Source organism: Haematospirillum sp. 15-248, from assembly GCF_012102665.1.
Taxonomy (GTDB): Bacteria; Pseudomonadota; Alphaproteobacteria; order Rhodospirillales; family Rhodospirillaceae; genus Haematospirillum.
The window spans coordinates 44,803-65,971 of record NZ_JAAVTF010000006.1 but is presented as its reverse complement, the minus strand read 5'-3'; the positions used below and the strand labels follow the sequence as shown (position 1 = coordinate 65,971).

Annotated in this window: 22 protein-coding genes and 1 pseudogene; 19 read left to right on the top strand and 4 right to left on the bottom strand. The window is 55.3% G+C overall.

Annotated elements, in window-relative coordinates:
- Positions 1 to 132 precede the first annotated feature (132 nt).
- The 6 genes from HEQ72_RS06965 to HEQ72_RS06940 are packed head-to-tail and all read left to right on the top strand — an operon-like array spanning position 133 to position 4,968.
- Positions 133 to 1,296: an ABC transporter ATP-binding protein gene (locus tag HEQ72_RS06965; RefSeq protein ID WP_168022946.1), complete on the top strand. Its 1,164-nt coding sequence runs from the start codon at positions 133 to 135 to the stop codon at positions 1,294 to 1,296.
- The gene (locus HEQ72_RS06960; RefSeq protein WP_168019349.1) at positions 1,293 to 2,285 is read left to right on the top strand and encodes an ABC transporter permease subunit; all 993 of its coding nucleotides are present in this window, start codon (positions 1,293 to 1,295) and stop codon (positions 2,283 to 2,285) included. Before HEQ72_RS06965 ends, HEQ72_RS06960 begins: the two co-directional genes overlap by 4 nt.
- On the top strand, positions 2,285 to 3,157 hold the full coding sequence (locus HEQ72_RS06955) for an ABC transporter permease subunit (RefSeq protein ID WP_168019350.1): 873 nt from the start codon (positions 2,285 to 2,287) through the stop codon (positions 3,155 to 3,157). Before HEQ72_RS06960 ends, HEQ72_RS06955 begins: the two co-directional genes overlap by 1 nt.
- 56 nt (positions 3,158 to 3,213) lie before the next feature.
- Entirely contained in the window at positions 3,214 to 4,026 is an 813-nt protein-coding gene (gene murI / locus HEQ72_RS06950) for a glutamate racemase (protein WP_168019351.1), read from the top strand.
- A 50-nt stretch (positions 4,027 to 4,076) separates the two neighbouring features.
- On the top strand, positions 4,077 to 4,442 hold the full coding sequence (locus HEQ72_RS06945) for a hypothetical protein (RefSeq protein ID WP_168019352.1): 366 nt from the start codon (positions 4,077 to 4,079) through the stop codon (positions 4,440 to 4,442).
- Positions 4,443 to 4,488: 46 nt separating this feature from the next.
- Positions 4,489 to 4,968 carry a CreA family protein gene (locus HEQ72_RS06940; RefSeq protein ID WP_168019354.1) on the top strand — a complete coding sequence of 160 codons (480 nt, stop codon included), beginning with the start codon at positions 4,489 to 4,491 and terminating at the stop codon, positions 4,966 to 4,968.
- A 70-nt stretch (positions 4,969 to 5,038) separates the two neighbouring features.
- Here the strand turns inward: HEQ72_RS06940 and HEQ72_RS06935 are convergent, their stop codons facing one another.
- Complete coding sequence (locus HEQ72_RS06935) at positions 5,039 to 5,452, bottom strand: hypothetical protein (protein ID WP_168019356.1); 414 nt, start codon at positions 5,450 to 5,452, stop codon at positions 5,039 to 5,041.
- 347 nt (positions 5,453 to 5,799) lie between these two features.
- Between HEQ72_RS06935 and HEQ72_RS06930 the strand changes: the two genes are divergently transcribed.
- The 4 genes from HEQ72_RS06930 (at position 5,800) to pgsA (ending at position 10,081) form a co-directional block, all read left to right on the top strand.
- Positions 5,800 to 6,582, top strand: a complete 783-nt coding sequence (locus tag HEQ72_RS06930) for an SDR family oxidoreductase (RefSeq protein ID WP_322099494.1) — start codon at positions 5,800 to 5,802, stop codon at positions 6,580 to 6,582.
- Between the two features lie 54 nt (positions 6,583 to 6,636).
- Positions 6,637 to 7,119 (top strand): dihydroneopterin aldolase, encoded by a 483-nt coding sequence (gene folB, locus HEQ72_RS06925; protein WP_168022945.1) that lies wholly within the window; start codon positions 6,637 to 6,639, stop codon positions 7,117 to 7,119.
- A 429-nt stretch (positions 7,120 to 7,548) separates the two neighbouring features.
- Entirely contained in the window at positions 7,549 to 9,438 is a 1,890-nt protein-coding gene (gene uvrC / locus HEQ72_RS06920) for an excinuclease ABC subunit UvrC (RefSeq protein WP_168022944.1), read from the top strand.
- Positions 9,439 to 9,484: 46 nt separating this feature from the next.
- Positions 9,485 to 10,081, top strand: a complete 597-nt coding sequence (gene pgsA, locus HEQ72_RS06915; protein ID WP_168019527.1) for a CDP-diacylglycerol--glycerol-3-phosphate 3-phosphatidyltransferase — start codon at positions 9,485 to 9,487, stop codon at positions 10,079 to 10,081.
- On the opposite strand, the gene gluQRS is transcribed toward pgsA, so the two are convergent.
- Positions 10,082 to 10,921: a tRNA glutamyl-Q(34) synthetase GluQRS gene (gene gluQRS / locus HEQ72_RS06910; RefSeq protein ID WP_168019362.1), complete on the bottom strand. Its 840-nt coding sequence runs from the start codon at positions 10,919 to 10,921 to the stop codon at positions 10,082 to 10,084.
- An 86-nt stretch (positions 10,922 to 11,007) separates the two neighbouring features.
- Between gluQRS and HEQ72_RS06905 the strand changes: the two genes are divergently transcribed.
- The 3 genes from HEQ72_RS06905 to HEQ72_RS06895 all read left to right on the top strand — a co-directional run bounded on the left by HEQ72_RS06905 (position 11,008) and on the right by HEQ72_RS06895 (position 13,808).
- The gene (locus tag HEQ72_RS06905) at positions 11,008 to 11,631 is read left to right on the top strand and encodes an HNH endonuclease (RefSeq protein WP_168019364.1); all 624 of its coding nucleotides are present in this window, start codon (positions 11,008 to 11,010) and stop codon (positions 11,629 to 11,631) included.
- 145 nt (positions 11,632 to 11,776) lie between these two features.
- The gene (locus HEQ72_RS06900) at positions 11,777 to 12,607 is read left to right on the top strand and encodes a YfhO family protein (protein WP_168019366.1); all 831 of its coding nucleotides are present in this window, start codon (positions 11,777 to 11,779) and stop codon (positions 12,605 to 12,607) included.
- Positions 12,608 to 12,731: 124 nt separating this feature from the next.
- A complete protein-coding gene (locus HEQ72_RS06895; protein WP_168019368.1) occupies positions 12,732 to 13,808 on the top strand; it encodes a LysM peptidoglycan-binding domain-containing protein in 1,077 nt (358 codons plus the stop codon).
- Positions 13,809 to 13,814: 6 nt separating this feature from the next.
- On the opposite strand, the gene HEQ72_RS06890 is transcribed toward HEQ72_RS06895, so the two are convergent.
- Positions 13,815 to 14,246, bottom strand: coding sequence for a hypothetical protein (locus tag HEQ72_RS06890; RefSeq protein ID WP_168019369.1), 432 nt, complete (start codon positions 14,244 to 14,246; stop codon positions 13,815 to 13,817).
- 226 nt (positions 14,247 to 14,472) lie between these two features.
- On the opposite strand from HEQ72_RS06890, the gene HEQ72_RS06885 reads away from it, so the two are divergent.
- A complete protein-coding gene (locus HEQ72_RS06885; RefSeq protein ID WP_322099493.1) occupies positions 14,473 to 15,183 on the top strand; it encodes a phosphatidylserine decarboxylase in 711 nt (236 codons plus the stop codon).
- Between the two features lie 2 nt (positions 15,184 to 15,185).
- Positions 15,186 to 15,884: pseudogene (gene pssA / locus HEQ72_RS06880) on the top strand (CDP-diacylglycerol--serine O-phosphatidyltransferase); the annotation flags it as partial.
- A gap of 185 nt (positions 15,885 to 16,069) precedes the next feature.
- On the opposite strand, the gene HEQ72_RS06875 reads toward pssA, so the two are convergent.
- Positions 16,070 to 16,990, bottom strand: a complete 921-nt coding sequence (locus HEQ72_RS06875) for a site-specific tyrosine recombinase XerD (RefSeq protein WP_168022943.1) — start codon at positions 16,988 to 16,990, stop codon at positions 16,070 to 16,072.
- 438 nt (positions 16,991 to 17,428) lie between these two features.
- Between HEQ72_RS06875 and HEQ72_RS06870 the strand changes: the two genes are divergently transcribed.
- From HEQ72_RS06870 to aroB, 4 genes are all read left to right on the top strand, one after another.
- Positions 17,429 to 17,770: a hypothetical protein gene (locus tag HEQ72_RS06870; protein WP_168022942.1), complete on the top strand. Its 342-nt coding sequence runs from the start codon at positions 17,429 to 17,431 to the stop codon at positions 17,768 to 17,770.
- 108 nt (positions 17,771 to 17,878) lie between these two features.
- Positions 17,879 to 18,997: a ribosome-inactivating family protein gene (locus HEQ72_RS06865; protein WP_168019373.1), complete on the top strand. Its 1,119-nt coding sequence runs from the start codon at positions 17,879 to 17,881 to the stop codon at positions 18,995 to 18,997.
- A 414-nt stretch (positions 18,998 to 19,411) separates the two neighbouring features.
- Positions 19,412 to 19,996, top strand: coding sequence for a shikimate kinase (locus HEQ72_RS06860; RefSeq protein WP_168019374.1), 585 nt, complete (start codon positions 19,412 to 19,414; stop codon positions 19,994 to 19,996).
- Complete coding sequence (gene aroB / locus HEQ72_RS06855) at positions 19,993 to 21,144, top strand: 3-dehydroquinate synthase (RefSeq protein WP_168019375.1); 1,152 nt, start codon at positions 19,993 to 19,995, stop codon at positions 21,142 to 21,144. Before HEQ72_RS06860 ends, aroB begins: the two co-directional genes overlap by 4 nt.
- The last annotated feature ends 25 nt before the right edge of the window (positions 21,145 to 21,169 follow it).

Below are 21,169 nucleotides of genomic sequence, written 5' to 3'. Positions count from 1 at the left end.
CCTATTCACCTGTATTGGTCGGCACCATTCGCTCCAGTCATCGGTATGCCTGCTCGGCGACCCTCGCTCTCGCCGGTTCGGAAGACCAGGGCGTAACGGCCGCGTGCTTTTGAATCAGGGATCACGCACGGAATGTCACAACTTGCCAGAAATCTCCGCGACAAGGTTAGCAAGACCGAAAAGGGAGAAGGCCCGGAAGAGACTGTAAAAGCACTCATCCGTATTGAAAATGTCACCAAGCGTTTCGGTGACTTTGTCGCTGTCAGCGATGTATCCCTGACCATATATCAGGGGGAACTCTTTTCCCTTCTTGGCGGCTCTGGATGCGGAAAGACGACCTTGCTGCGCATGCTGGCAGGATTTGAGACCCCGTCTGCCGGACGGATCCTGATCGACGGACAGGACATGACAGACGTTCCGCCCTATGAACGTCCGGTCAACATGATGTTCCAGTCCTACGCCCTGTTCCCGCATATGTCTGTGGAACAGAACGTCGCTTTCGGCCTGAAGCAGGACAACCTGTCGCGCGTTGAAATCCGCAACCGTGTCGAAGAAATGCTGGGCATGGTGGAACTGGGGCATCTGGCACGCCGCCGTCCACATGAATTATCGGGTGGCCAGCGTCAACGCGTAGCCTTGGCCCGTGCCTTGGCCAAGCGACCGAAAGTCCTGCTGCTGGATGAACCCTTGGCTGCCCTTGACAAGAAATTGCGCGAACGCACGCAGCTGGAACTGGTTGGTATCCAGGAGAGTCTCGGCGTGACTTTTGTGGTTGTGACACACGACCAGGAAGAGGCCATGACCATGTCAACCCGGGTTGCCATCATGAACCAGGGGCACATTCTCCAGGTTGATACTCCATACGCAATGTATGAGTATCCCAACACCCGGTATGTTGCGGAATTTTTTGGATCCGTAAACCTGTTTGAAGCCATCTTGATCGAAGACGAGCCTGATCATATCGTGGCACAATCAAGTGACCTTGATACACCAATCTATGTCGGACACGGCATCAGCGCCCGTGAAGGGGCTACGGTATACGCGGCAATCCGCCCCGAGAAAATCACCCTGTCAAAAGAAATGCCGACGGATACCAGTCACAACATTTCTGCCGGCACCGTTCAGGACATTGTCTATCTGGGCGGTGAGAGCACGTACCTGGTCAGGCTGGATACCGGTCGCATCGTACGCGTGGACATGCAAAACCAGACCCGCTCCTCCCAGCCGGAAATCACGTGGGAGGACAGGGTCTGGATCGTGTTTGAGGGCAGTAGTGTTGTGGTCGTAACGTCATGAGCAACCCTGTCATCTTTGAGGATGAAGGGGCTGTTCATCCCCACCATTCGCGGCACAACAGCAGTGACAGCGCCACAATACCTCCGAACCGCTTGGGACTGGGCGGACGGCGTTTGGTAATTGCCGTGCCCTATGGCTGGCTGCTGCTTTTCTTCCTGGCTCCCTTTGTCATCGTCCTGAAAATCAGCTTTGCTGAATTCATGGTCGGTATTCCGCCGTATACGCCACTGATTGAGTGGGTTGATGATCAATATCTCAAGCTGACCGTATCGCTGGAAGCTTACAAGTACCTTCTGTCCGATCCCCTATACATCGGTGCCTATCTCAGCTCGCTGAAGATCGCCTTGATCTCGACATTGCTGACGCTGCTGCTCGGCTACCCAATGGCGTACGGCATCGCGCGATCTCCCGAGGGAATCCGCAGCGTCCTGTTGCTGATGGTGGTTCTGCCGTTCTGGACCAGCTTCCTGATCCGCGTCTATGCTTGGATTGGCATCCTGAAGCCACAAGGGTTTCTGAACAACTTCCTGATGGGCCTTGGCCTGATCAATGAGCCCCTGCCCATCTACAACACGGAAATCGCGGTCTATATCGGCCTTGTATATTCGTACCTCCCTTTTATGGTGCTGCCGCTGTACACAACCTTGGAAAAGATGGACACCTCACTGCTGGAAGCGGCAGAAGATCTCGGCTGTCGCCCGTTCAAGGCATTCCTGAGCATCACCTTGCCCCTGTCCATGCCGGGTATTATCGCTGGCTGCATGCTGGTTTTCATCCCTGCCGTCGGGGAATTTGTCATCCCGGATCTTCTGGGTGGCGCAGAAACCTTGATGATCGGCAAAGTATTGTGGGCTGAATTCTTCAACAACCGTGACTGGCCCGCTGCATCAGCTGTTGCCGTGGCGATGCTGCTGTTCCTGGTCGGACCCATCATGCTGTTCCAGCATTACCAGAACCGCCAGAACGGAAAGGAAGGAGAGATAACCTGATGAACCGTCGCTCTCCCTTTCTCATTACAACACTGGCCTTCGGGTTTGCGTTTTTGTATATCCCGATCCTGTTGCTGGTCATCTATTCGTTCAACGAATCCCGGTTGGTAACAGTATGGAGTGGCTTCTCAACGCATTGGTATGGTGAGCTGTTTCGTGACCAGCAAATTATCGCTGCGGCAAAGGTCAGCCTGCTTGTTGCGTCCCTGACCGCTACCTTTGCCACCGTGCTTGGTACAATGGCGGCCATCGTGCTGACACGGTTTCGTCGATTCCGGGGACAAACCCTGTTTTCCGGGATGATCACCGCTCCCATGGTAATGCCCGAAATCATCACCGGGCTTTCTATTCTTCTGATGTTTGTCGCCCTGGAAGACCTGATTGGATGGCCGGACGGACGGGGTATCACAACCATTACCATTGCCCACATCACGTTCTGCATGTCCTACGTCACCATTGTTGTGCGAGCACGCTTGTCCCAGATGGACGAAAGCGTGGAAGAAGCAGCCATGGATCTGGGGGCCAGGCCATTCAAGACCTTCCTGTTCATAACGCTGCCGATCATCAGCCCAGCCCTTCTGGCGGGATGGCTCCTGGCGTTTACAATCTCTCTCGATGACTTGGTCATTACCAGCTTTGTTGCCGGCCCATCGTCATCAACCCTGCCCATGGTTGTTTTTTCCAGCGTCCGCTTGGGGGTAACTCCGAAGATCAATGCACTGGCAACCATCCTGATATCGTTGGCTACAATCTGTGTCTTGGTCGCAGGCTGGCTGATGGTACGACGCGAAAAGCAACGCAAGGCCGCAATGGCCCGCGCCATTGCGGAGCAAGAGCAAAATATCGCAGTACAAGGCTTGACACGATCATAGCAGACCGTCATCAAGGGCTCCTGGTTTTCACATCCACGAGCCCTTTTTCTCTCAGAATGACCCGTATTCTTGTTTTTGACTCCGGCCTTGGTGGCCTTTCTGTTGTGCCAGAGATCCGTCTGTCCCTGCCGGGGGCGGCACTGACCTATGCCGCAGACGCAGCGTTCTTCCCTTATGGAGATCGCGACCCCTTGTTTCTGCGTTCCCATCTTGTCAGGACTTTGGGTCATCTTATAGAGACAGAGCGCCCTGATATTGTTGTCATCGCCTGCAATACGGCCTCAACACTGGCCTTGGATACACTTCGGGATACCTTCACCAGAATGGCATTTGTTGGGACCGTACCCGCTCTGAAACCAGCAGCCCAGGGCAGCAAAAGCGGCGTGATCGGTCTTCTGGCAACACCGGGGACCATTACAAGCTCCTATATCGATGCCCTGAAGCAGAAAGTAGCACCGGATTGTATCTTGGTTCGGCATGGTACCGCCCGTCTGGCCGCTATGGCTGAAGCCTGGTTGCGGGGTGATGTGATCAAGGATACAGATATTGCCGAAGAAGCGGCACCACTCTTCCAGCATCCGGATCTGGATACGGTGGTTCTGGGGTGCACCCACTACCCCCTTCTTCGGCATATTCTGGAAGATACCGCACCCCGCCCCGTGACATGGCTTGATTCCGGTGCGGCCATAGCCCGGCAAACCGCACGCTTGACTGGCATGGTCAGCCCCGGTGGCACGGACCGGGCTTTGGTATCCCGGCTGTCTGCCGGATACGAGAAAGCTATGGCACACTATGGCTTCCCGGCACCAATCGTGTGGAATATCAACAAACACCCTGCTGTTCAGGATTTGGCAAGCAATCATCCCTAGACTACCCCAAGGCGGGCGTATCATGGCCTCATGTATACGGGTTTCAGGGCATGGCCAAGGCTTTTCTGTTGCATATCCTGTGGTACGGGGCGGCTCTGGCCCTTGCCTTGCCTTGGCCTTCCACAAGCCAGGCATGGGATGGAAATGCACGTATTTATGCCAAATCCAACGCGCCATACTGGGATGTCGGGCGGCGCGACAATAATCTTTCACGCCTGTGTGGACTGGGGCGGTTCAATCAGAAATACAAGAACCGGATGTACATCCAATTTTCCGGTGACAAGGGCCGTGGCCTGACAGGCATTGCCCTCAAGGGCTGGAACCTGATTGATGTTGATGGTAAGGCACTGGACGGCAAAACGTATCATTTCTACCGTGACGGTACCAGCCAGTGCATAGTATTCGTAGCTCCGTAAAAGACGCACACACCTGAACAGACAGCCGATACGGAGAGAGAAACGGATGAAATACCTTGCCGCCGCCCTTGCTTGCATCACCCTGCTAAAGAGTACCCCCTCAGGGGCAGAAGACATTGGATCCGTCGATACGGCCTTCAAGCTGCTGGGACCCAATCACAAAATTGCCATAGAAGCTTTTGATGACCCGGATGTACCCGGGGTTACATGCTACATCAGCCGCTCGAAAACAGGTGGCATCAGCGGTGCCCTGGGCTTGGCCGAAGACACATCGGACGCATCCATAGCCTGCCGTCAGGTTGGACCCATCACCGTCCCCGCCAATCTGAAAGCAAAAGACGGCGACAACGTATTCAGCGAAAGGCGATCCATCCTCTTCAAGACGATGCAGGTCGTCAGGTTCTATGACCAGAGCCGGAATGTTCTGCTATACCTTGTTTATTCTGACAAGCTGATTGAAGGATCACCGAAAAATGCCCTGACAGCCGTGCCTGTCATGCCGTGGGACATTGAAACAGTACCATAATGAAAACAAAGGGGTGATGCCCGACCAAAGGGCACACCCCATACGCTGATCCTCTCAACACACCGTATCTTCAGGGCATTCCGTCGTGACGTTCGCCCTCACCCTCAACCTTGCCTCCTGTCAGCATGACAACCAGGATCAAGGCCAGGAACGTCAACAAGACAGCAGGCAAAGTCAGGAAGCCACTAACACCAAATACACCGGCAACATAAGTGCCGATGTAGAGAAAGAGCGCAACCAGACCAACCAGCAAAACACCGACTGTTGCCAATGTACCACGCCAAGGCTCCGGTGACTCCTCTTGCGCGGCATCAGGGGCGAAGGCAATGGATATGGTCCGGAAAATCCCGAAACCTGCCAGAAGGCATACGATCAGCAAGATAACAGAAGGCCCGGTTGCCGTCTTGGCAAGGGCCGCTGATCCATATAGCGCCGCAGCCGCTACAATCGAGAAGACCGTTCCGACTATCCAGTATCTGGCCATGTTCGTTGCTTCCTTCCCGAATCAAGAGGGCGCCGCAGCAAGGCCCGGCGCATTCCACAGTGCTTATGTGCGTAAGTCTTAATTTTATCCAATATTCAAGTCAATTCCTGACGATAGTCCCGGGGCAACGAACAGGCCCAACGGACGCCGAAAACATCGTGAACCCGCTCGTATACAGAGAAATACCCTGTGTCCCGTGGGCGACAGTCTTTCCACAAGGCCAGCGATGGAAACCCAAAGCCGGGCCACAATGCACCGGAGTCGGGTTCCGACACGGCAGGACTGGACAGAATGCCTTTGTCAGGGCAGGAAAGAGGGCTGATTTTCTACCCGACGGAGAGACCCCTGTGGCCTGCACCTTGCCTCCAACACTTCCCCCGACAGCTCTGGTGACCGGTGCCGGGCGCCGGATTGGACGCGAGATCGCCCTTTCTCTGGCTGCCGATGGCATCGCTGTGGCTGTGCACTGCCACACATCAACAACAGAAGCTCACCAGGTTGTTGCCGAAATCGAAGCCAAGGGCGGAAAAGCCATTGTTGCCCGGGCCAATCTGGCACGGGATGATGAAACAGAAAGCATGTGCCAAAAAGTTACCAGCCACTTGGGTTCCATCGGCATCTTGGTCAACAATGCATCAACGTTTACCTATGACGATGTGGTAACGGCCACCCGGGACAGCTGGGATCATCACATGGAGACCAATCTCAGAGCACCATTTGTCCTGGCCCAGAGCATGGCATCCATGCTGACAGCTGATCAACAGGGCTGTATTGTTAACATTATTGACCAGCGGGTCTGGAATCTAACTCCCCATTTCATGACCTATACCCTTTCAAAGGCCGGACTCTGGGCTTTGACACAGACCTTGGCCCTAGCCCTGTCACCACGCATACGGGTTAATGCCATAGGGCCCGGCCCGACACTTCCCAGCAGCCGGCAAACGGAAGAACAGTTCCGTGCGCAGTGCGACAACGTCCCCCTGCATCACGGGACCAACCCGTCAGAAATTGCCGATGCTGTGCGCTTTCTTGTTGCAGCCCGGTCCATGACAGGCCAAATGATAGCCTTGGATGGCGGGCAGCATCTTGGTTGGAGTTTTCCCGCCCCCGGCACCCCCCCCGAAGAATAAAGAGATAACAGGGGCTCTTTTGATTCCCGTTCCGTACCCGGAGTACTGTTTTTAATGACCACACGGCTAGCCAAGCCCGGACCGGGCCCCGTAGACCATACAGACCACCCCTCTGGCCCCGTTCTTGCGCCAATAAAGCCTGTCATACCATCCATTGCCAATGCATCGCACAGGATCCGCCACGTCTTCGTACGCGACATGATCGTATCGTGCCTGATCGGCGTCTACAAACACGAACACACAGCTCCCCAGCGGGTCCGTGTCAATGTTGACCTTGGGGTTCTGGAGCAGCCAGGAACACAACATGATGACCTGGCCGGAGTGGTCTGTTACGAACACATTTGCCACTGTGTCCGGTCCGTTGCCCATGACGGTCATGTCAACCTAGTGGAGACCATGGCAACCCGCATTGCCGACATTTGCCTGCAGGATCGCCGGATCCGCTCGGCCCGGGTGCGCATCGAAAAGCTGGATGTAATCCCCGATGCCATTGTCGGGGTGGAAATTGAACGGCTGAGCCACCTCCTTCCTCCCTGAGACTGCTGTTGAACAACCGCCCGGAAAGGACCATTCATGATCATGGTGGCGCCTCATGGTTGTGGATAAAATAGCACGACGTCTCAAACAGGTGGCTATACTGACTTTCTTTGTAAAACAGGATAATTACGCAAACAGGATATCCACACACTTACTCCTACTCTTGCCGTACGTTATCAACACCAAGGCCGTTTCAGATCGTAAGGTATTCCAGTATCGCCTGAAGCTTCCCTCCATCATTAAACAGAAAATTTGCCTATTTTTTAGGCAAATGGCTTGATAGTAAGGCGTTACGGGGGACTCAGGATAGAGCACCCATATCATGCACGACTTTATCCACAGATTCCGTGGACAGCCGGAAAAGAGAGTCCATGTCAGCCCACCGTGGGCCTTTGACGGATCAGGGACCCCCGTGCGATAGAACATACCATGAGCAAGCGCCCACCCTCTCCATCAGACAGCCATGACACCGCACCAGAAGCCATGCGCGGCGAGGCGTTGATACGCTCTGTCCTGAAGACCCTTCCGGACTCTCCGGGCGTATACCGGATGCTGGATGAGCAGGGAGTGGTCCTGTACGTTGGGAAAGCCAAAAGCCTGAAGAAACGGGTTGTCGCCTATACGCGACCAGAATCCCTGTCCTTGCGCCTGCAACGGATGGTACGGGAAACAATGTCCATGGACATTGTGACCACACATACCGAAGCCGAAGCCCTGCTTCTGGAATCCAACCTGATCAAAAAGCTGAAACCACGCTTCAATATCCTGCTACGCGATGACAAATCCTTCCCCTATGTTGTCATCACGAGTGGGCATGACTTTCCCAGGCTGGTCAAACACCGCGGAGCACGCGACCTTCCCGGGGAATATTTTGGTCCCTTTGCATCAGCCGGAGCTGTCACCGAGACCTTGTCCATCCTGCAAAAGGCATTTCTGCTCCGTACCTGTACAGACTCGGTTTTTGCCAACCGCAGCCGCCCCTGCCTTTTACACCAGATACGGCGATGCTGCGCACCATGCGTCAACCACGTCGAACAGAGCGAGTATGCAACATTGCTGGACCAGGCCCGGTCTTTCCTGTCAGGTCGCAGCACCGAAATTCGCCAGCAGCTTGTGCAACACATGGAAGCTCATGCCGAAGCACTGGAGTTTGAGCAGGCCGCCCGTTTGCGCGACCGGCTGAAAGCCTTGTTGCAGGTTCAGGCACACCAGGATATTAATGTCGAAGGACTGGCCGATGCCGATGTCATCGCCTTGTACCAGGCTGGTGGACAAACCTGTATCCAGGTTTTCTTTTTCCGGGGTGGGCAGAACTGGGGCAACCGAGCCTATTTTCCATATCATGCGTTCGAAGACAAATCCGGCGCCATACTGGAGGCCTTTGTCGGACAGTTCTACGCAACCCACCAACCTCCCCCCTTGGTACTGCTGTCAGAAGATGTACTGGATCACACAACACTCGAGCATGCCCTGCGTTTGCGATGCGAACACAGGGTTGATGTACGCATTCCGCGCCGTGGCAGCAAAATGAAGGCCGTTGAACACGCTCTGACCAACGCCCGGGAAGCTTTGGGAAGGCGCATGGCCGAAACATCGGCCCAGCGCACTCTTCTTCAGGAGATGGCCACAGTTTTTGCCCTTCCTGCTCCGCCGGAACGCATTGAGGTATATGACAATGCCCATATCCAGGGTACCCACGCTGTAGGCGGTATGATTGTCGCAGGACCGGAAGGCTTTGTGCGACAGGCTTATCGCACATTCTCCATTCGTGGAGACAACATAACACCCGGCGATGACTTTGGCATGATGCGGGAAGTTCTTGCCCGACGCTTTCGCCGTGGCAAGGCTGGGGATAACGAAGGCAGTACCTATCCAGATGTTATCCTGGTTGATGGCGGTGCCGGACAGATGAATGCCGCCTTGGGCGTTCTGGAAAGCCTGAACATCAACAACGTCCACCTGATCTGTATTGCCAAAGGTCCGGACCGGAATGCCGGACGTGAAACCTATCACCAACCCGGACGGGAGCCGTTTACCCTGCCACCATCCCATCCAGTACATTACTTCCTGCAAAGACTGCGGGATGAAGCGCATCGCTTTGCCAACGGCACACACAGGGCAAAACGATCACGGGCGATCGGTACCTCAACCCTGGACAATCTGCCAGGCATTGGTCCTCGCCGTAAAAAAGCCCTTTTAAACGCGTTTGGTTCAGCACGTGGCATAGCCGCAGCCGGCATCAGTGATTTATCTGCTGTAGAGGGAATAAGCCAGGCGCTGGCAAAAAAAATCTATGGTTACTTCCATCCCGGCCGCTAAACTGTGCCGGATTGTTTCATTGTCCATGCTCCGGGGAGCTTCTTGCATCGTGTCCAGCCTGCCAAACCTGCTGACATTGTTCCGCATTGTGGCAATCCCGTTGCTGGTTGCCACGTTTTACCTTGATTCACCAACCATGCGCTGGATTGCCCTCGGGCTGTTCTCCTTGGCCGGAATATCCGATTTTCTGGATGGCTGGCTGGCGCGCCGATGGCAACAGGTGTCCAGTCTGGGACGTTTCCTGGACCCGATTGCCGACAAGCTTCTGGTTGCTTCTGTCCTGATGATGCTGGTTGCTTTTCACCGGATCGATGCATGGGGTGTTCTCCCGGCGCTGGTTATCCTGTGTCGGGAGATTCTGGTGTCAGGCTTGCGGGAATTTCTGGCTGAAGCCAAGGTGGGATTGCCCGTGACCAACTTGGCCAAGTGGAAGACCGGCGTTCAGATGGTTGCCCTGCCGGTTCTGCTGGTGGGATCAGCTGCGCCATCCTGGTTACCGGCAGAACATATCGGAACGGTCCTGCTCTGGATTGCCGCCCTTCTGACAGCTGTAACCGGGTGGGATTACCTTCGTGCCGGACTGCACCACATGGATCAGACACCAACGCATGATAAAAACACGGTACGCGCAACGGAAACCTGATCACCCCTTCCGGTCGATCATGGCCAGAATATCCTGAGGGGTGGCCCCGGCTGCCCTGAGGGATCGTATCGTGACAGACCGGTCGCGCTTGGCATAGCGCCGCCCCTGCGGATCCAACAGAAGGGGGTGATGGTGATACTGCGGGACCGGAAGCTCCAGAAGCGCCTGCAGGATACGGTGGACATGGGTGGCCTGAAACAGGTCCTCGCCCCGCGTTACCAATGTCACACCCTGCAAAGCATCATCCAGGGTAACAGCAAGATGATAGCTGGTCGGCGTATCCTTGCGTGCCAGGACAACATCGCCAAGTCCGTCCGTTGGCACCCCGACAAGACCCCGGCTGCCGTCTCTCCAGCTGAGAGAGCCAGTCCGGCTCAGAGCCGCTTGCATATCCAGCCGCAAGGCATATGGAACCCCTGATTCCCGACGCCGCTCAGACTCATGACGCGGCAAGGAGCGGCATGTCCCCGGGTATAAAAGGCCATAAGGACCATGGGGAGCACGGTGAATATCCCCCACTTCCCGCATAATATCGGAACGGGTACAGAAACAAGGGTAAATCAGCCCCTGATTTTCAAGCTGTCCCAAGGCAAGACTGTATGTACCAAGATGCTGCGACTGGTAACGGACGGGATGCTCCCAAGACAATCCAAGCCACGCCAGATCATCAATCAGGGCGTTTGCATACCTGTCCTGACAGCGTGTTTGATCAATGTCCTCAATCCGCAGCAGGAATCGCCCACCGGGACCCGCCTGCCGGCAGGCATAACACGCGGAAAAAACATGGCCCAAGTGGAGATAGCCCGTAGGACTGGGGGCAAAGCGGGTAACATCAGGCATTTTGTTTTCCGGGGATTGCGGGCTGACATGTCCCGTCAACAGCAACCCACCCCAGGGCTTTGACAAGAACAGACAAGACGCGCACCATGGGAGCATCGGGAACGGACATCGCACAGCCCCGTTCCCAAAGCAAGAGGGGAACGACCTTGCTGGCAACGCTCGAAAAATCCCCGGCCTTGGTCCTGAATGCTGATTTCAGGCCCTTGAGTTACTTCCCGCTCTCCCTGTGGTCTTGGCAGGATGCCGTCAGGGCCGTGTTTCTGGGACGGGTCAATGTAATATCGGAATATGACAGGGTTGTTCGATCGCCATCCGTAGAATTCCGACTCCCCAGTGTCATAGCCCTTAAAGACTACGCCCCCCCCGCCCGAAACCCCGCCTTCACCCGCTTCAATGTTTTCCTGCGCGACCAGTTCCGCTGTCAGTACTGCGGACGACGACTTCCAACACACGATCTGACTTTCGATCATGTTATTCCCCGCTCTCGCGGAGGGCGGACGAACTGGATCAATGTGGTGGCTGCGTGCGGGTGCTGCAATCTCCGCAAAGCCAACCGGACTCCCTCGGAAGCCTACATGCCCCTGATACGTGAACCGTTCCGCCCGTCCAGTCACCAGCTTCGGGATATCGGTCGGATTTTTCCACACAACTGGCTGCACGAAAGCTGGCGTGACTATCTTTACTGGGACAGCGAACTGGAAACCGGGTAATCTCCTTCCCGGATATCTTGGATCTGTTGTGTATCGGGGGTGCATGCGCCTTTGACCAGAGCAGATATCACAGACAATCCCCCTCTTCAAAGCCGTGCCCCGGACTCTGGAGCAGCCTTTCGAACAACCGATCCCAGAAGACCAAATGAATGACCTGATTGCACCCGTATCCTTTGCTTTCGGCCTAGCCGTGACTGTCTCGTGTATCATTCGGATGACCGGAGGTCCCGGCCATGGTCAAGCCTTGGCAGCCAGCGGCATTCCCGCCGGTTTTCTTGCCAGCTGGGCCTGGATGTCAGGGTTCTCTTTCAGTACGGAAGGACTTCTTGAGCAAACGGCACATGTTGCCTTGGGGGGAGCCTTGGCGGGTATCGTGCTGGACAGCACCGATGCCCGCCGATGGCTGCGCGTTCCGTTCATTCTTTTATTTGCTGCGGTGTGTATCTGGGCCGCTTTCGGCTTCCCGACCCGTCTTCCAGCCGGACCGGTAACGCGCATGGAACTCATGGTGGGCTGCATCCTTTTAACGATGGTCTGGGTTACAACGCTGCTTGGCCTTGATCTTCATCACAAACCCGAACGCAGCACACAGGGGCTGTCCATTCTCTTGGTCCTTGCCATTGGCATCGGGCTGATCGCCTCGGTTATCAAGGCAGAGCCGGTGACAGGACCGGCCTTTGCCTTGGCTGCAGCTACAGCTGGCGTTCTTGTTCTGGCCAGTCCGCTAGGAACAGGGCTGTCATCATCGGCGATTCTTGGTGGAGGTGGCGCTCTTCTTGGCCTGGCGCAAGGGCTGGGAGCACGGTGGCCCGGATCCATCCTCCCCCTCCTGATTACAGGGCTTGGTCTTTTTGCCGGCCCAACGGCACGCCGCATGCCCGGTCCTGTGTGGGCCAAGCCCTTATGGGCCGCTCTTCTTGCTTCGATCCCTGTTATGGCCGGATGCATTCTGGCCCTTGCAAACCGCAACCCATAGATGGATTTTTCACCACATAGCCTTGCATGATTGAGCGGGAACATTTGCCGTACGGTGCATCTTCAGGCATAAAGAGCAGACCACTCCACCGAGACAGTTTGCGCCAGACATTGGACTTGCGGACATGACAGCAAAGAAAAACCAGACAGCCACCAAGGCCGCACGTGGTGCCGTGCCCTTGTTCCGCAAGCCGTTGTTCCTTGTCGCCGTCGGGGTTGGGCTTGCAGGAACAGCCGCGCTTCTGGCCTGGATAACGTACGAAGGCAATACGGTTGCCCCCCTGTCTGTCGCAACCCCCGCAATCCAGAGACCATCAACCGATGTGCAAGCTGTTCTGCCAACGCCCGGGACAGACATCCCCCCATCCATGCCTGCCCCGACAATGTATGCAACCCGGGAAGCATCGTTTGACGTTGTACGCATTGACCCCGAAGGCAATACCGTCATTGCCGGACGGGCACCGGTGGGTAGCACAGTTGTTGTGATGGACGGCATGCGGGAACTGGGCAAAGTCATCACAGACGCACGCGGTGAATGGGTCTTCCTTCCGGATCAACCTCTGCCACCAGGCTCCCGCGAGCTGACATTGAGAGCCACAGACCAGAATGGGACGGATATTCCGTCACGCGATGTTGTGATACTGGTTGTGCCGGAACACAAAGGCACGCGGACACTGGCTGTGCGTTCCGACCAGAAGACCGGTGAAAGTACCTTGTTGCAAGGTGCCGCGCCCCTTCCAGAGGGGAGCCTTCTCTCTCTTGATACCATTGATTACGACCGGAACGGCACCCTTGCAGTGTCTGGCCGCTCATCCGGACCGGGGCTGATCCGCCTGTATCTGGACAACAACCCGGCAGGCGAGGCTCAGTCACGGGAAGCAGGAATATGGCGTATCCGCCCGGAACAGAAAGCCGCCTTGGGTGATCACACTCTGCGAGCCGACTTTGTGGATGACAAGGGAGCGGTCAAAGCCCGTATCGAGCTGCCCTTCCAAAGGATAGAGATGGACTCCATGCCCGAAGGCCGCCGCGTTATCGTACAGGAAGGAAACAGTCTGTGGCGACTGGCTCGCCGTGCGTATGGCGATGGACTGGCCTACACCGTTATCTACGATGCGAACCGTGGTCAAATCCGGGATCCTGACCTGATTTACCCAGGTCAGATCTTTGTGGTTCCATCATCCCGCAGCAAAGAATCCTGACCGCCTTCAGCGGAACAGGGCACCGGAGGCCGCATCTTGTAGCGCAATGGCCCATGGCTTGCAGACCAAGACCTTCTTCGTCAGGGCAGTCAGAAGACGCACGGGCGTTACAGGTATCGACAGGGGATGGTGATCAAAAAGGAGCACATGCCCCTCCTGGATGGTAAAGTGCAGGCCAGCCGTTTTTGCAGCCCGGATCAGGGCTGCAATCGCCTCCATCCGCTCCGGGCGCCCCGGAACCGAGCAGATGCTGGTTGCCATTGTCAGACGAGCCCGCCCCTGCTTCTCAAGGAAACGACAACTCCACGTCAGCCCGTGACTGGAAAAAGAGAAGTCAAGAGGACCAATGGTCCGGCGGCGCGAAACCGAACCCTCTTCGTCAAAGGACAGCGACTTCAGGCTCAGAGCCTCTTCGTGATGCAGGATGGAAACGCTCACGCTACACCTCTCCTGTAACCAGGGACCCGGATCGGATAGGGAGACCTCCGGCCCCACAAGCCCATGATGGCATCCCCGACAGAAGAGGGCTACGCTCAAACGACCAGATTCACTGCCGGGAAACACTGTACTTCCTATCATGACAAGAGAGGTCTATTCTGGCCGGGCCGCATAGGTACCCTTGGTTGCTTGCGGTGCTGTGTTGTCCATTGCAAGAAGGTTGATCGTGAAATCTGTCGACGTCCCCTGGAGCCGCTTCCTGATGCCCCCTCTGCATGAGGAGGGGCCTCGTTTTCTTGCCGTCTTCGCAGCTCTGGCCCTTGTCCTGTACCTGCTGACAGGGTGGCTTGGTGGCCTGATCGGCCTGGTTGGTACAGTATGGTGTTTTTTCTTCTTCCGCGATCCAGTACGCTATGTGCCGACACGCCCCGGACTTATGATCAGCCCGGCCAGCGGTGTGGTACAAATGATCGGGGAAATGGTCCCCCCCCCTGAACTGGGATTGGGTGATACAGCGGTCACACGCATATCCGTCTTCATGAGCGTGTTTGACTGCCACGTAAACCGGATCCCATGCGCGGGTGAAATACGCTCTGTGATTTACAAGCCGGGACGATTCGTCAACGCCACACTGGACAAGGCCAGTGAAGATAACGAGCGCAACGGGCTGCGCATCGCCCTGCCCGATGGCCGGGAATATGGTGTCGTGCAGATTGCCGGGCTGATTGCACGGCGCATTCGCTGCGATGTTCATGAAGGCCAGGCTTGCCAGACCGGTGATCGTTTTGGCCTGATCCGCTTTGGCTCACGTCTGGATATTTACCTGCCTCCCGGCATTAACCCTTTGGTGATCCTTGGCCAGGTTTGCGTGTCTGGTGAAACCGTGCTGGCCGATCTGACAACAGACGAACCAGCCCGTGAAGGAAAGGCTGTATAATCATGCCGCTGCATCATACGGCACGCCTGCAAAGCCTGTCGTTCAACAAAATGCTGCCGAACCTGATTACTCTGCTGGCCCTGTCTGCAGGACTAACCTCCATACGCTACGGCCTGCGCGGTGAATTCGGTCATGCTGTGATTGCCATATTCTTTGCTGCTGTCTTTGACGGCATAGACGGTCGCGTGGCCCGGATGCTGCAGTCCACATCCAAATTCGGGGCCGAACTGGACAGCCTTTCAGATGTGGTCAGCTTCGGCGTTGCACCAGCTGTTCTGCTGTATATGTGGAGCATGAGCAGCGCCGGTGGCATCGGATGGGCCATATGTGTCCTTTTTGCCCTGTGCATGGCCTTGCGTCTGGCACGGTTCAACACCATGCTGGGCGAACCGGACCTGCCATCGTATGCACACAACTACTTTGTTGGTACCCCGGCTCCGGCAGCGGCCTTCCTTGGCGTCCTGCCCATGGTCATGTCGTTTGAATTCGAGGGTGGTGTGTTTTCCAGCCCATGGCTGGTTGGCCCGTACATGCTTGGCGTATCATTTCTGATGGTCAGCCGGATCCCGACCTATTCCATGAAACGGTTCCGCATTCCAACCCGCTGGGTTCTGCCTTTCATGATCGGGATCGGCCTGCTGGCAACATTCCTGGTGACAGAACCATGGTCAACATTGGGCATAGTGGGACTGATTTATCTGGGAAGCATTCCTTTTGCGCGCTCATCCTTCCTGCGCCTTGAAAGGCGCGCGCGAACAGGAAACGCAAACGAGATAGCAGACAGCAACCACACGAACCCGGAGGATCCGGAACAAGACGTGCAGCAGAGGACAGAACGCCCCCTGCACTGAAAATCCTCTATGCCACCCCCGTCCGCAAAGCAGGCTCAGGTCTTGTCATTTGCTGAGTCTGCCGCTTTGCGGGCAAGGGGATGGGCACGGATCACGACGTCGTGCAGGCGCTGTTCCATCACATGGGTATAGATCTCGGTTGTTGCGATGTCCCGATGCCCCAGCATCTGCTGCACGCTCCGCAAATCAGCATCACGGGCCAGAAGATGGGTCGCAAACGAATGCCGCAGAACATGAGGTGATACACGGGCCGGGTCTATACCCGCTGTCTTTGTGATTTCACGCAGGATACGGAAAAAGCCATCGCGGGTCAGGTGCCCGCTCTTTCCTGTAGAGGGAAAAAGCCAACGGCTGTCTTTCTTTACTTTCTGCAGATCATGCTCACGCACAGGCAGCCAATCCCGGATAGCACTGCGCGCTGACCGTGTAAGGGGGACAAGACGCTCCCGCGATCCTTTTCCCATCACCCGCAGGCTTTCCTGATCCCGCGCAACAGCAGCAAGCGGAAGACCGACGAGCTCTGACACACGAATGCCGGTAGCGTAAAGAATCTCGAGAAGGGCCGTGCTCCGTATCCCTGCAAAACCGGAAGACATCCGGGCGGCATCCAGAAGACGTGAAACCTCTTCCTCGGACAAGAACCGGGGCAACATGCGCCCTAGGCGGGGATTGTCAAGATTTGTGGTTGGATCATCTCTCCTGATGTCTTCCACCAGAAGAAAACCAAAAAACTGACGCAACGTTGAAAGACGACGTGACGCCGTGCGCGGAGACATCGCCCGTTCATCCAGGGAACGGACATAGCAGCGCAGATCAGCCTCAGACAAAGCCGCCACATTCACATGCGGGCAATGTTCAGCCAAATCCAGCAAATCCCGACGATAAGCCTCCAGCGTCCGCAGGCTTGCGCCGCGTTCTACCGCCATCATTTCCAGAAAAGATTCAACGTGGTGCAAACCTTGCGCGCCCACTCCTTATTTTCCCCCACAGATACAGGTCAGACAAAAAAGGTTGCCCACATGCCTACCCCGTCACGCGTTCAGAGCGCACAACCTTTTCGAAAGAAACACGCGGGGGAGGCATATCCCATGTAGCCAGGAAAACTGCACCACCCACCAAAGACAAAAACAAAACAGCCAAAAGAAAACGCATCACCATACTCTTCCATAATACAACGCACGCCTATAGCCCACCTACGCGCAAGACCACGACAGTCTAGACGGTCAGGCTCTGCACGCCTACTCACTTTTTCCGCCTGCTCCCCGCAGGGCACAATGCACTTCACTAGAAATGAGAAAAATTCATCATAATCATATCATTATGATATTCACATACGGGTGTACACATGTGTATCTTTTCGTTTCTGTTTTTTTACGTTACGGAATGAAAAAAAGATGAAAAAAAACATAGCCATCATGTCCGCTATTTTTATCTCATTCACGATGAACAACGACGCGGAAGCTAAAGGTCCTGCTGTGTGCTTTGATAATGCAAGGGTCACCTTGGTAAAAGTTCACGACGACTATAGTGTTCATTTCTCTACAGCAGGATCAACTAATGGAAAGGACTTTAACTACGGCACAACAACAAGAAACATTGATTATTCCGGCACAAAAGGCATGCATAAGATGCTCTCCTTGGCCCTGGCTACAGGAATAAAAGTACGCGGCGAAGCCGATTATGACAGTGACTGCGAAAAACAGACTATAAAAAGCTTAACTCTTCTTTCTGATTGAGATTTACATATGACTGTGTACAGTATGGTAAATAGATATAGAAACGCATTCTGTGTAATTCTATCCGCGATCATTTTTGGCTTTTTATCGCTGCCTGCAGCTGCGCAAATGAAGCCACACGTTGTCTATCTACGCCATGCATCATCATCTACCGACCGTCACACTTATCTCGACGAAATCAATGGATTGCGTTCAGCATTAACGGGGGAAACCGCAGAAGGTGCCGCATCATCCTACCTGGCGGGATCACGGATACCTCCCTACTCCCCCGGGGCATTGCGATTTACGCGCATCAGCAATGGTCGGTCTTTAGTAGATTTCATTAATCTGGACAGAGATAACAGAACCCCGATAGGGAATTCTGTAAGCTTGGTTGTTCGTGACAGGGATCTTTACGTTCTGGGCTTCATTAATGGAGCACCGGGAAGGCGTGTTTTTTTCAGAATGCGTGAACCGCGTCCGGGTTCCAGGGACTCAGTGATATCAACGGAGACTTGGCCCAACACAAGAACTGTCGATCTGCCATTTTCTTATGATTATCCAGATATCGAACGGGTAGCAGGACTTTCTCGATACGGGCAAAGCCATGATCAATACGATGGCCTCCAGCCCAATAGCATCAGAATGTCCATGCGCACTTTAAGACAGTCTGTTGTGATTCTGTCTGAGTATGATGGAACACCGCATGATCAGGAGGCCGATGCAGAAGTAGCCATGTCACTCCTGCGCATCGTTGTCGCCTATTTTGAAGGGGTGCGTTTCCATGATATTTCAAACAGGATACATGCCGCGCGCCTCGATGAAGGACATTCATGGACCGTCGATTATCGGGCTGCTGTTATTACAAATAACTGGAGAAGTCTAACGGAGTTTGGCTCAAGGACATCGCTACACAGTAGTGATACGGACTCTGACAGCATATCCCAGAGGATGGAACTCAGGGGGCGGCGACGTCCCTCGGACGAGCCGAGAATCTGGGTTACTTCAAGCCTGCAGGACATCAGCAACCATCTGCAAAGCTGGGGGGCTATTTTGGCGGTTGCGCTAACCCCACGATGGGTCGTTCCGGAAGCAGGCAGTTGTTCACGTCGCCAACGGCGTGACGTAAGCCCTCTTGAAGCGCCTCCCTTGGAATTAAAAGGCGAATGCGAGAAGCTTCTCCTGCAAATTGGCAGCACATTCTTCGATCGCAGGACTGGATATGCTGTTCTGGAATCAGCGCTCTAGACTTACTGAGGAAGCAAACCTACCTCACAGTCATTGGCAATGACGCTCCAGGATCAGATTGCCTAAAGTCGAACACAGTCACTTGACCTCATAGTGACAAAGAATCCGGTGGGCCACAGACTTATTAAAAAGAAAACACCACGGGATATCTCCGTGGCGTTTTCACATCCATAATAGCTTGAGAACCATCAGCATGAAATTAAGCCGGAACACTCCTGTACCCAAGTCATTGCAACGCAGCAGCACTGAATGCCACCTCAAGGAAAGCAACTGTAGGCTACAATGGAGTCAATGCGTGAAACAGCCTGCCTTCCATTGGCTGCTGGCATGCATGCCCGGTGCGGTTGCCCCTTGCCCTCCGCCGCAAACCCGGAAACAATGCAGAACTCTCAGTGAAGAATACAAACTTTCTCAATGTCGCACGACCCAAACCAAGCCACCTCTCCCTCAAACTGTCACCCCCCATCACGCAGCTTGGTTCTTGTTGGCTTGATGGGAGCCGGGAAAAGCGTCGTTGGGAGAAGACTGGCCAAGCAGCTGAGCCTACCCTTTCATGACTCTGATGCCGAAGTGGAAAAAGCGGCCGGCTGCACCATAAACGATCTGTTCTCACGGTTTGGTGAAGAGGATTTCCGGGCCGGAGAGGCCAAAGTAATTGCACGCCTCCTGAATGGTGCACCGTGCGTTCTGGCAACAGGCGGCGGGGCCTTCCTGGCCGAGGAAACACGCGACCTCATCACTCATCGTGCGGTGTCAATATGGCTGCGGGCAGAGCTGGATCTACTGGTTTCACGCACCACAGGGCGTATGCACCGCCCGCTTCTGAACCAAGGCAATCTGCAGGAAACACTGGAACGCCTGATACGAGAACGCTATCCCATATACGCCAGCGCTGACATCGTCATCGAGGCCAAGGACGAGTCTCCTGGCATGACCTGTCGCCGCATTCGCAGGGCACTTGCCCACTTCACCCACGGCTCTGTCACGGATTCTGAATGATGCCTGCCCCGGAAATGTACCGTCATTTGACTGTTGATCTTGGTCCACGGTCCTACGATATCCTGATTGGTCACGGGCTTCTGGCGCAGGCAGGCCGGTTGATTGCTGAAATAACCAAGGGGCGCCACGCCTTTATTGTAACAGATCAGAATGTTGCTCCCCTTTACCTGGATACCCTGCAACGCAGCCTGACAGAGAGCGGCTTTCGTACCGGGCGGGCCATTCTGCCCCCCGGTGAGCACAGTAAAACGTTCAAGATCCTGCAAACCTTGCAGGAACAAATGCTCGCCAACCACTGCGAGCGCTCTTCCCTGGTCATAGCCTTGGGAGGTGGCGTTGTCGGCGACATAGCCGGGTTTGCTGCCGCAACCTTGCTTCGAGGCATTGATTTCGTTCAGATCCCAACGACCCTGCTGGCCCAGGTTGACAGTTCCGTAGGGGGTAAAACGGGCATCAACACCGCGCACGGAAAGAACCTGGTCGGGGCCTTCCACCAACCGCTCAGAGTCATTACGGATACTGAAACCTTGTCCACTTTGCCTGCACGGGAGCGTCTGGCCGGCTATGCCGAAGTTGCCAAATACGGGCTGATCGACGATGCCACATTCTGGCACTGGCTGGAAGACAATGGGCCTGCTGTGCTGTCACTGGATACAGCGGCACTGGCACAAGCCATCCATACCAGCTGCGTGGCCAAGGCCAGACTTGTCGGGGCAGACGAACGCGAACGCGGTGTGCGCGCCCTCCTGAATCTTGGGCATACATTCGGTCATGCCCTGGAGCGTGCATACAGCTATGACGGCACCCTGCTGCATGGCGAAGCTGTAGCGATTGGCATGGTTATGGCCTTTGACCTCTCGGCACACATGGGGCTGTGCCAACCTGCAGACGCTGACAGGATCCGCCATCACTTCCGGGCACTTGGCTTGCCGGTAGCTCCACCCCACCATGAGGGACACCCGCTGGATGCAGACCGCCTTGTTGAGTACATGGCATCAGACAAGAAAGCCAAGGACGGCACCGTGGCGTTCGTCTTGTCACGTGGAATTGGGCAGGCTTTCCTGTGCCGGGATGTTGTGCCTGCCGATGTTTCGGGTATCCTGAAACAGGCGCTGACCTCTGCCCGAAGTACTGTTACCGGCCCCTGAGAACAGACTGGAAAGGCCCGCGCGG

Coding starts and splice junctions, on each gene's coding strand:
- HEQ72_RS06900 (WP_168019366.1), top strand. CDS start 11,777: ATGAATGACCTGATTGCACCCGTATCCTTTGCTTTCGGCCTAGCCGTG.
- uvrC (WP_168022944.1), top strand. CDS start 7,549: ATGAGCAAGCGCCCACCCTCTCCATCAGACAGCCATGACACCGCACCA.
- HEQ72_RS06935 (WP_168019356.1), bottom strand. CDS start 5,452: ATGGCCAGATACTGGATAGTCGGAACGGTCTTCTCGATTGTAGCGGCT.
- HEQ72_RS06960 (WP_168019349.1), top strand. CDS start 1,293: ATGAGCAACCCTGTCATCTTTGAGGATGAAGGGGCTGTTCATCCCCAC.
- HEQ72_RS06945 (WP_168019352.1), top strand. CDS start 4,077: ATGGCCAAGGCTTTTCTGTTGCATATCCTGTGGTACGGGGCGGCTCTG.
- folB (WP_168022945.1), top strand. CDS start 6,637: ATGACCACACGGCTAGCCAAGCCCGGACCGGGCCCCGTAGACCATACA.
- HEQ72_RS06905 (WP_168019364.1), top strand. CDS start 11,008: ATGGGAGCATCGGGAACGGACATCGCACAGCCCCGTTCCCAAAGCAAG.
- HEQ72_RS06965 (WP_168022946.1), top strand. CDS start 133: ATGTCACAACTTGCCAGAAATCTCCGCGACAAGGTTAGCAAGACCGAA.
- HEQ72_RS06955 (WP_168019350.1), top strand. CDS start 2,285: ATGAACCGTCGCTCTCCCTTTCTCATTACAACACTGGCCTTCGGGTTT.
- aroB (WP_168019375.1), top strand. CDS start 19,993: ATGATGCCTGCCCCGGAAATGTACCGTCATTTGACTGTTGATCTTGGT.
- HEQ72_RS06870 (WP_168022942.1), top strand. CDS start 17,429: ATGAAAAAAAACATAGCCATCATGTCCGCTATTTTTATCTCATTCACG.
- gluQRS (WP_168019362.1), bottom strand. CDS start 10,921: ATGCCTGATGTTACCCGCTTTGCCCCCAGTCCTACGGGCTATCTCCAC.
- HEQ72_RS06865 (WP_168019373.1), top strand. CDS start 17,879: ATGAAGCCACACGTTGTCTATCTACGCCATGCATCATCATCTACCGAC.
- murI (WP_168019351.1), top strand. CDS start 3,214: ATGACCCGTATTCTTGTTTTTGACTCCGGCCTTGGTGGCCTTTCTGTT.
- HEQ72_RS06895 (WP_168019368.1), top strand. CDS start 12,732: ATGACAGCAAAGAAAAACCAGACAGCCACCAAGGCCGCACGTGGTGCC.
- HEQ72_RS06860 (WP_168019374.1), top strand. CDS start 19,412: ATGTCGCACGACCCAAACCAAGCCACCTCTCCCTCAAACTGTCACCCC.
- HEQ72_RS06940 (WP_168019354.1), top strand. CDS start 4,489: ATGAAATACCTTGCCGCCGCCCTTGCTTGCATCACCCTGCTAAAGAGT.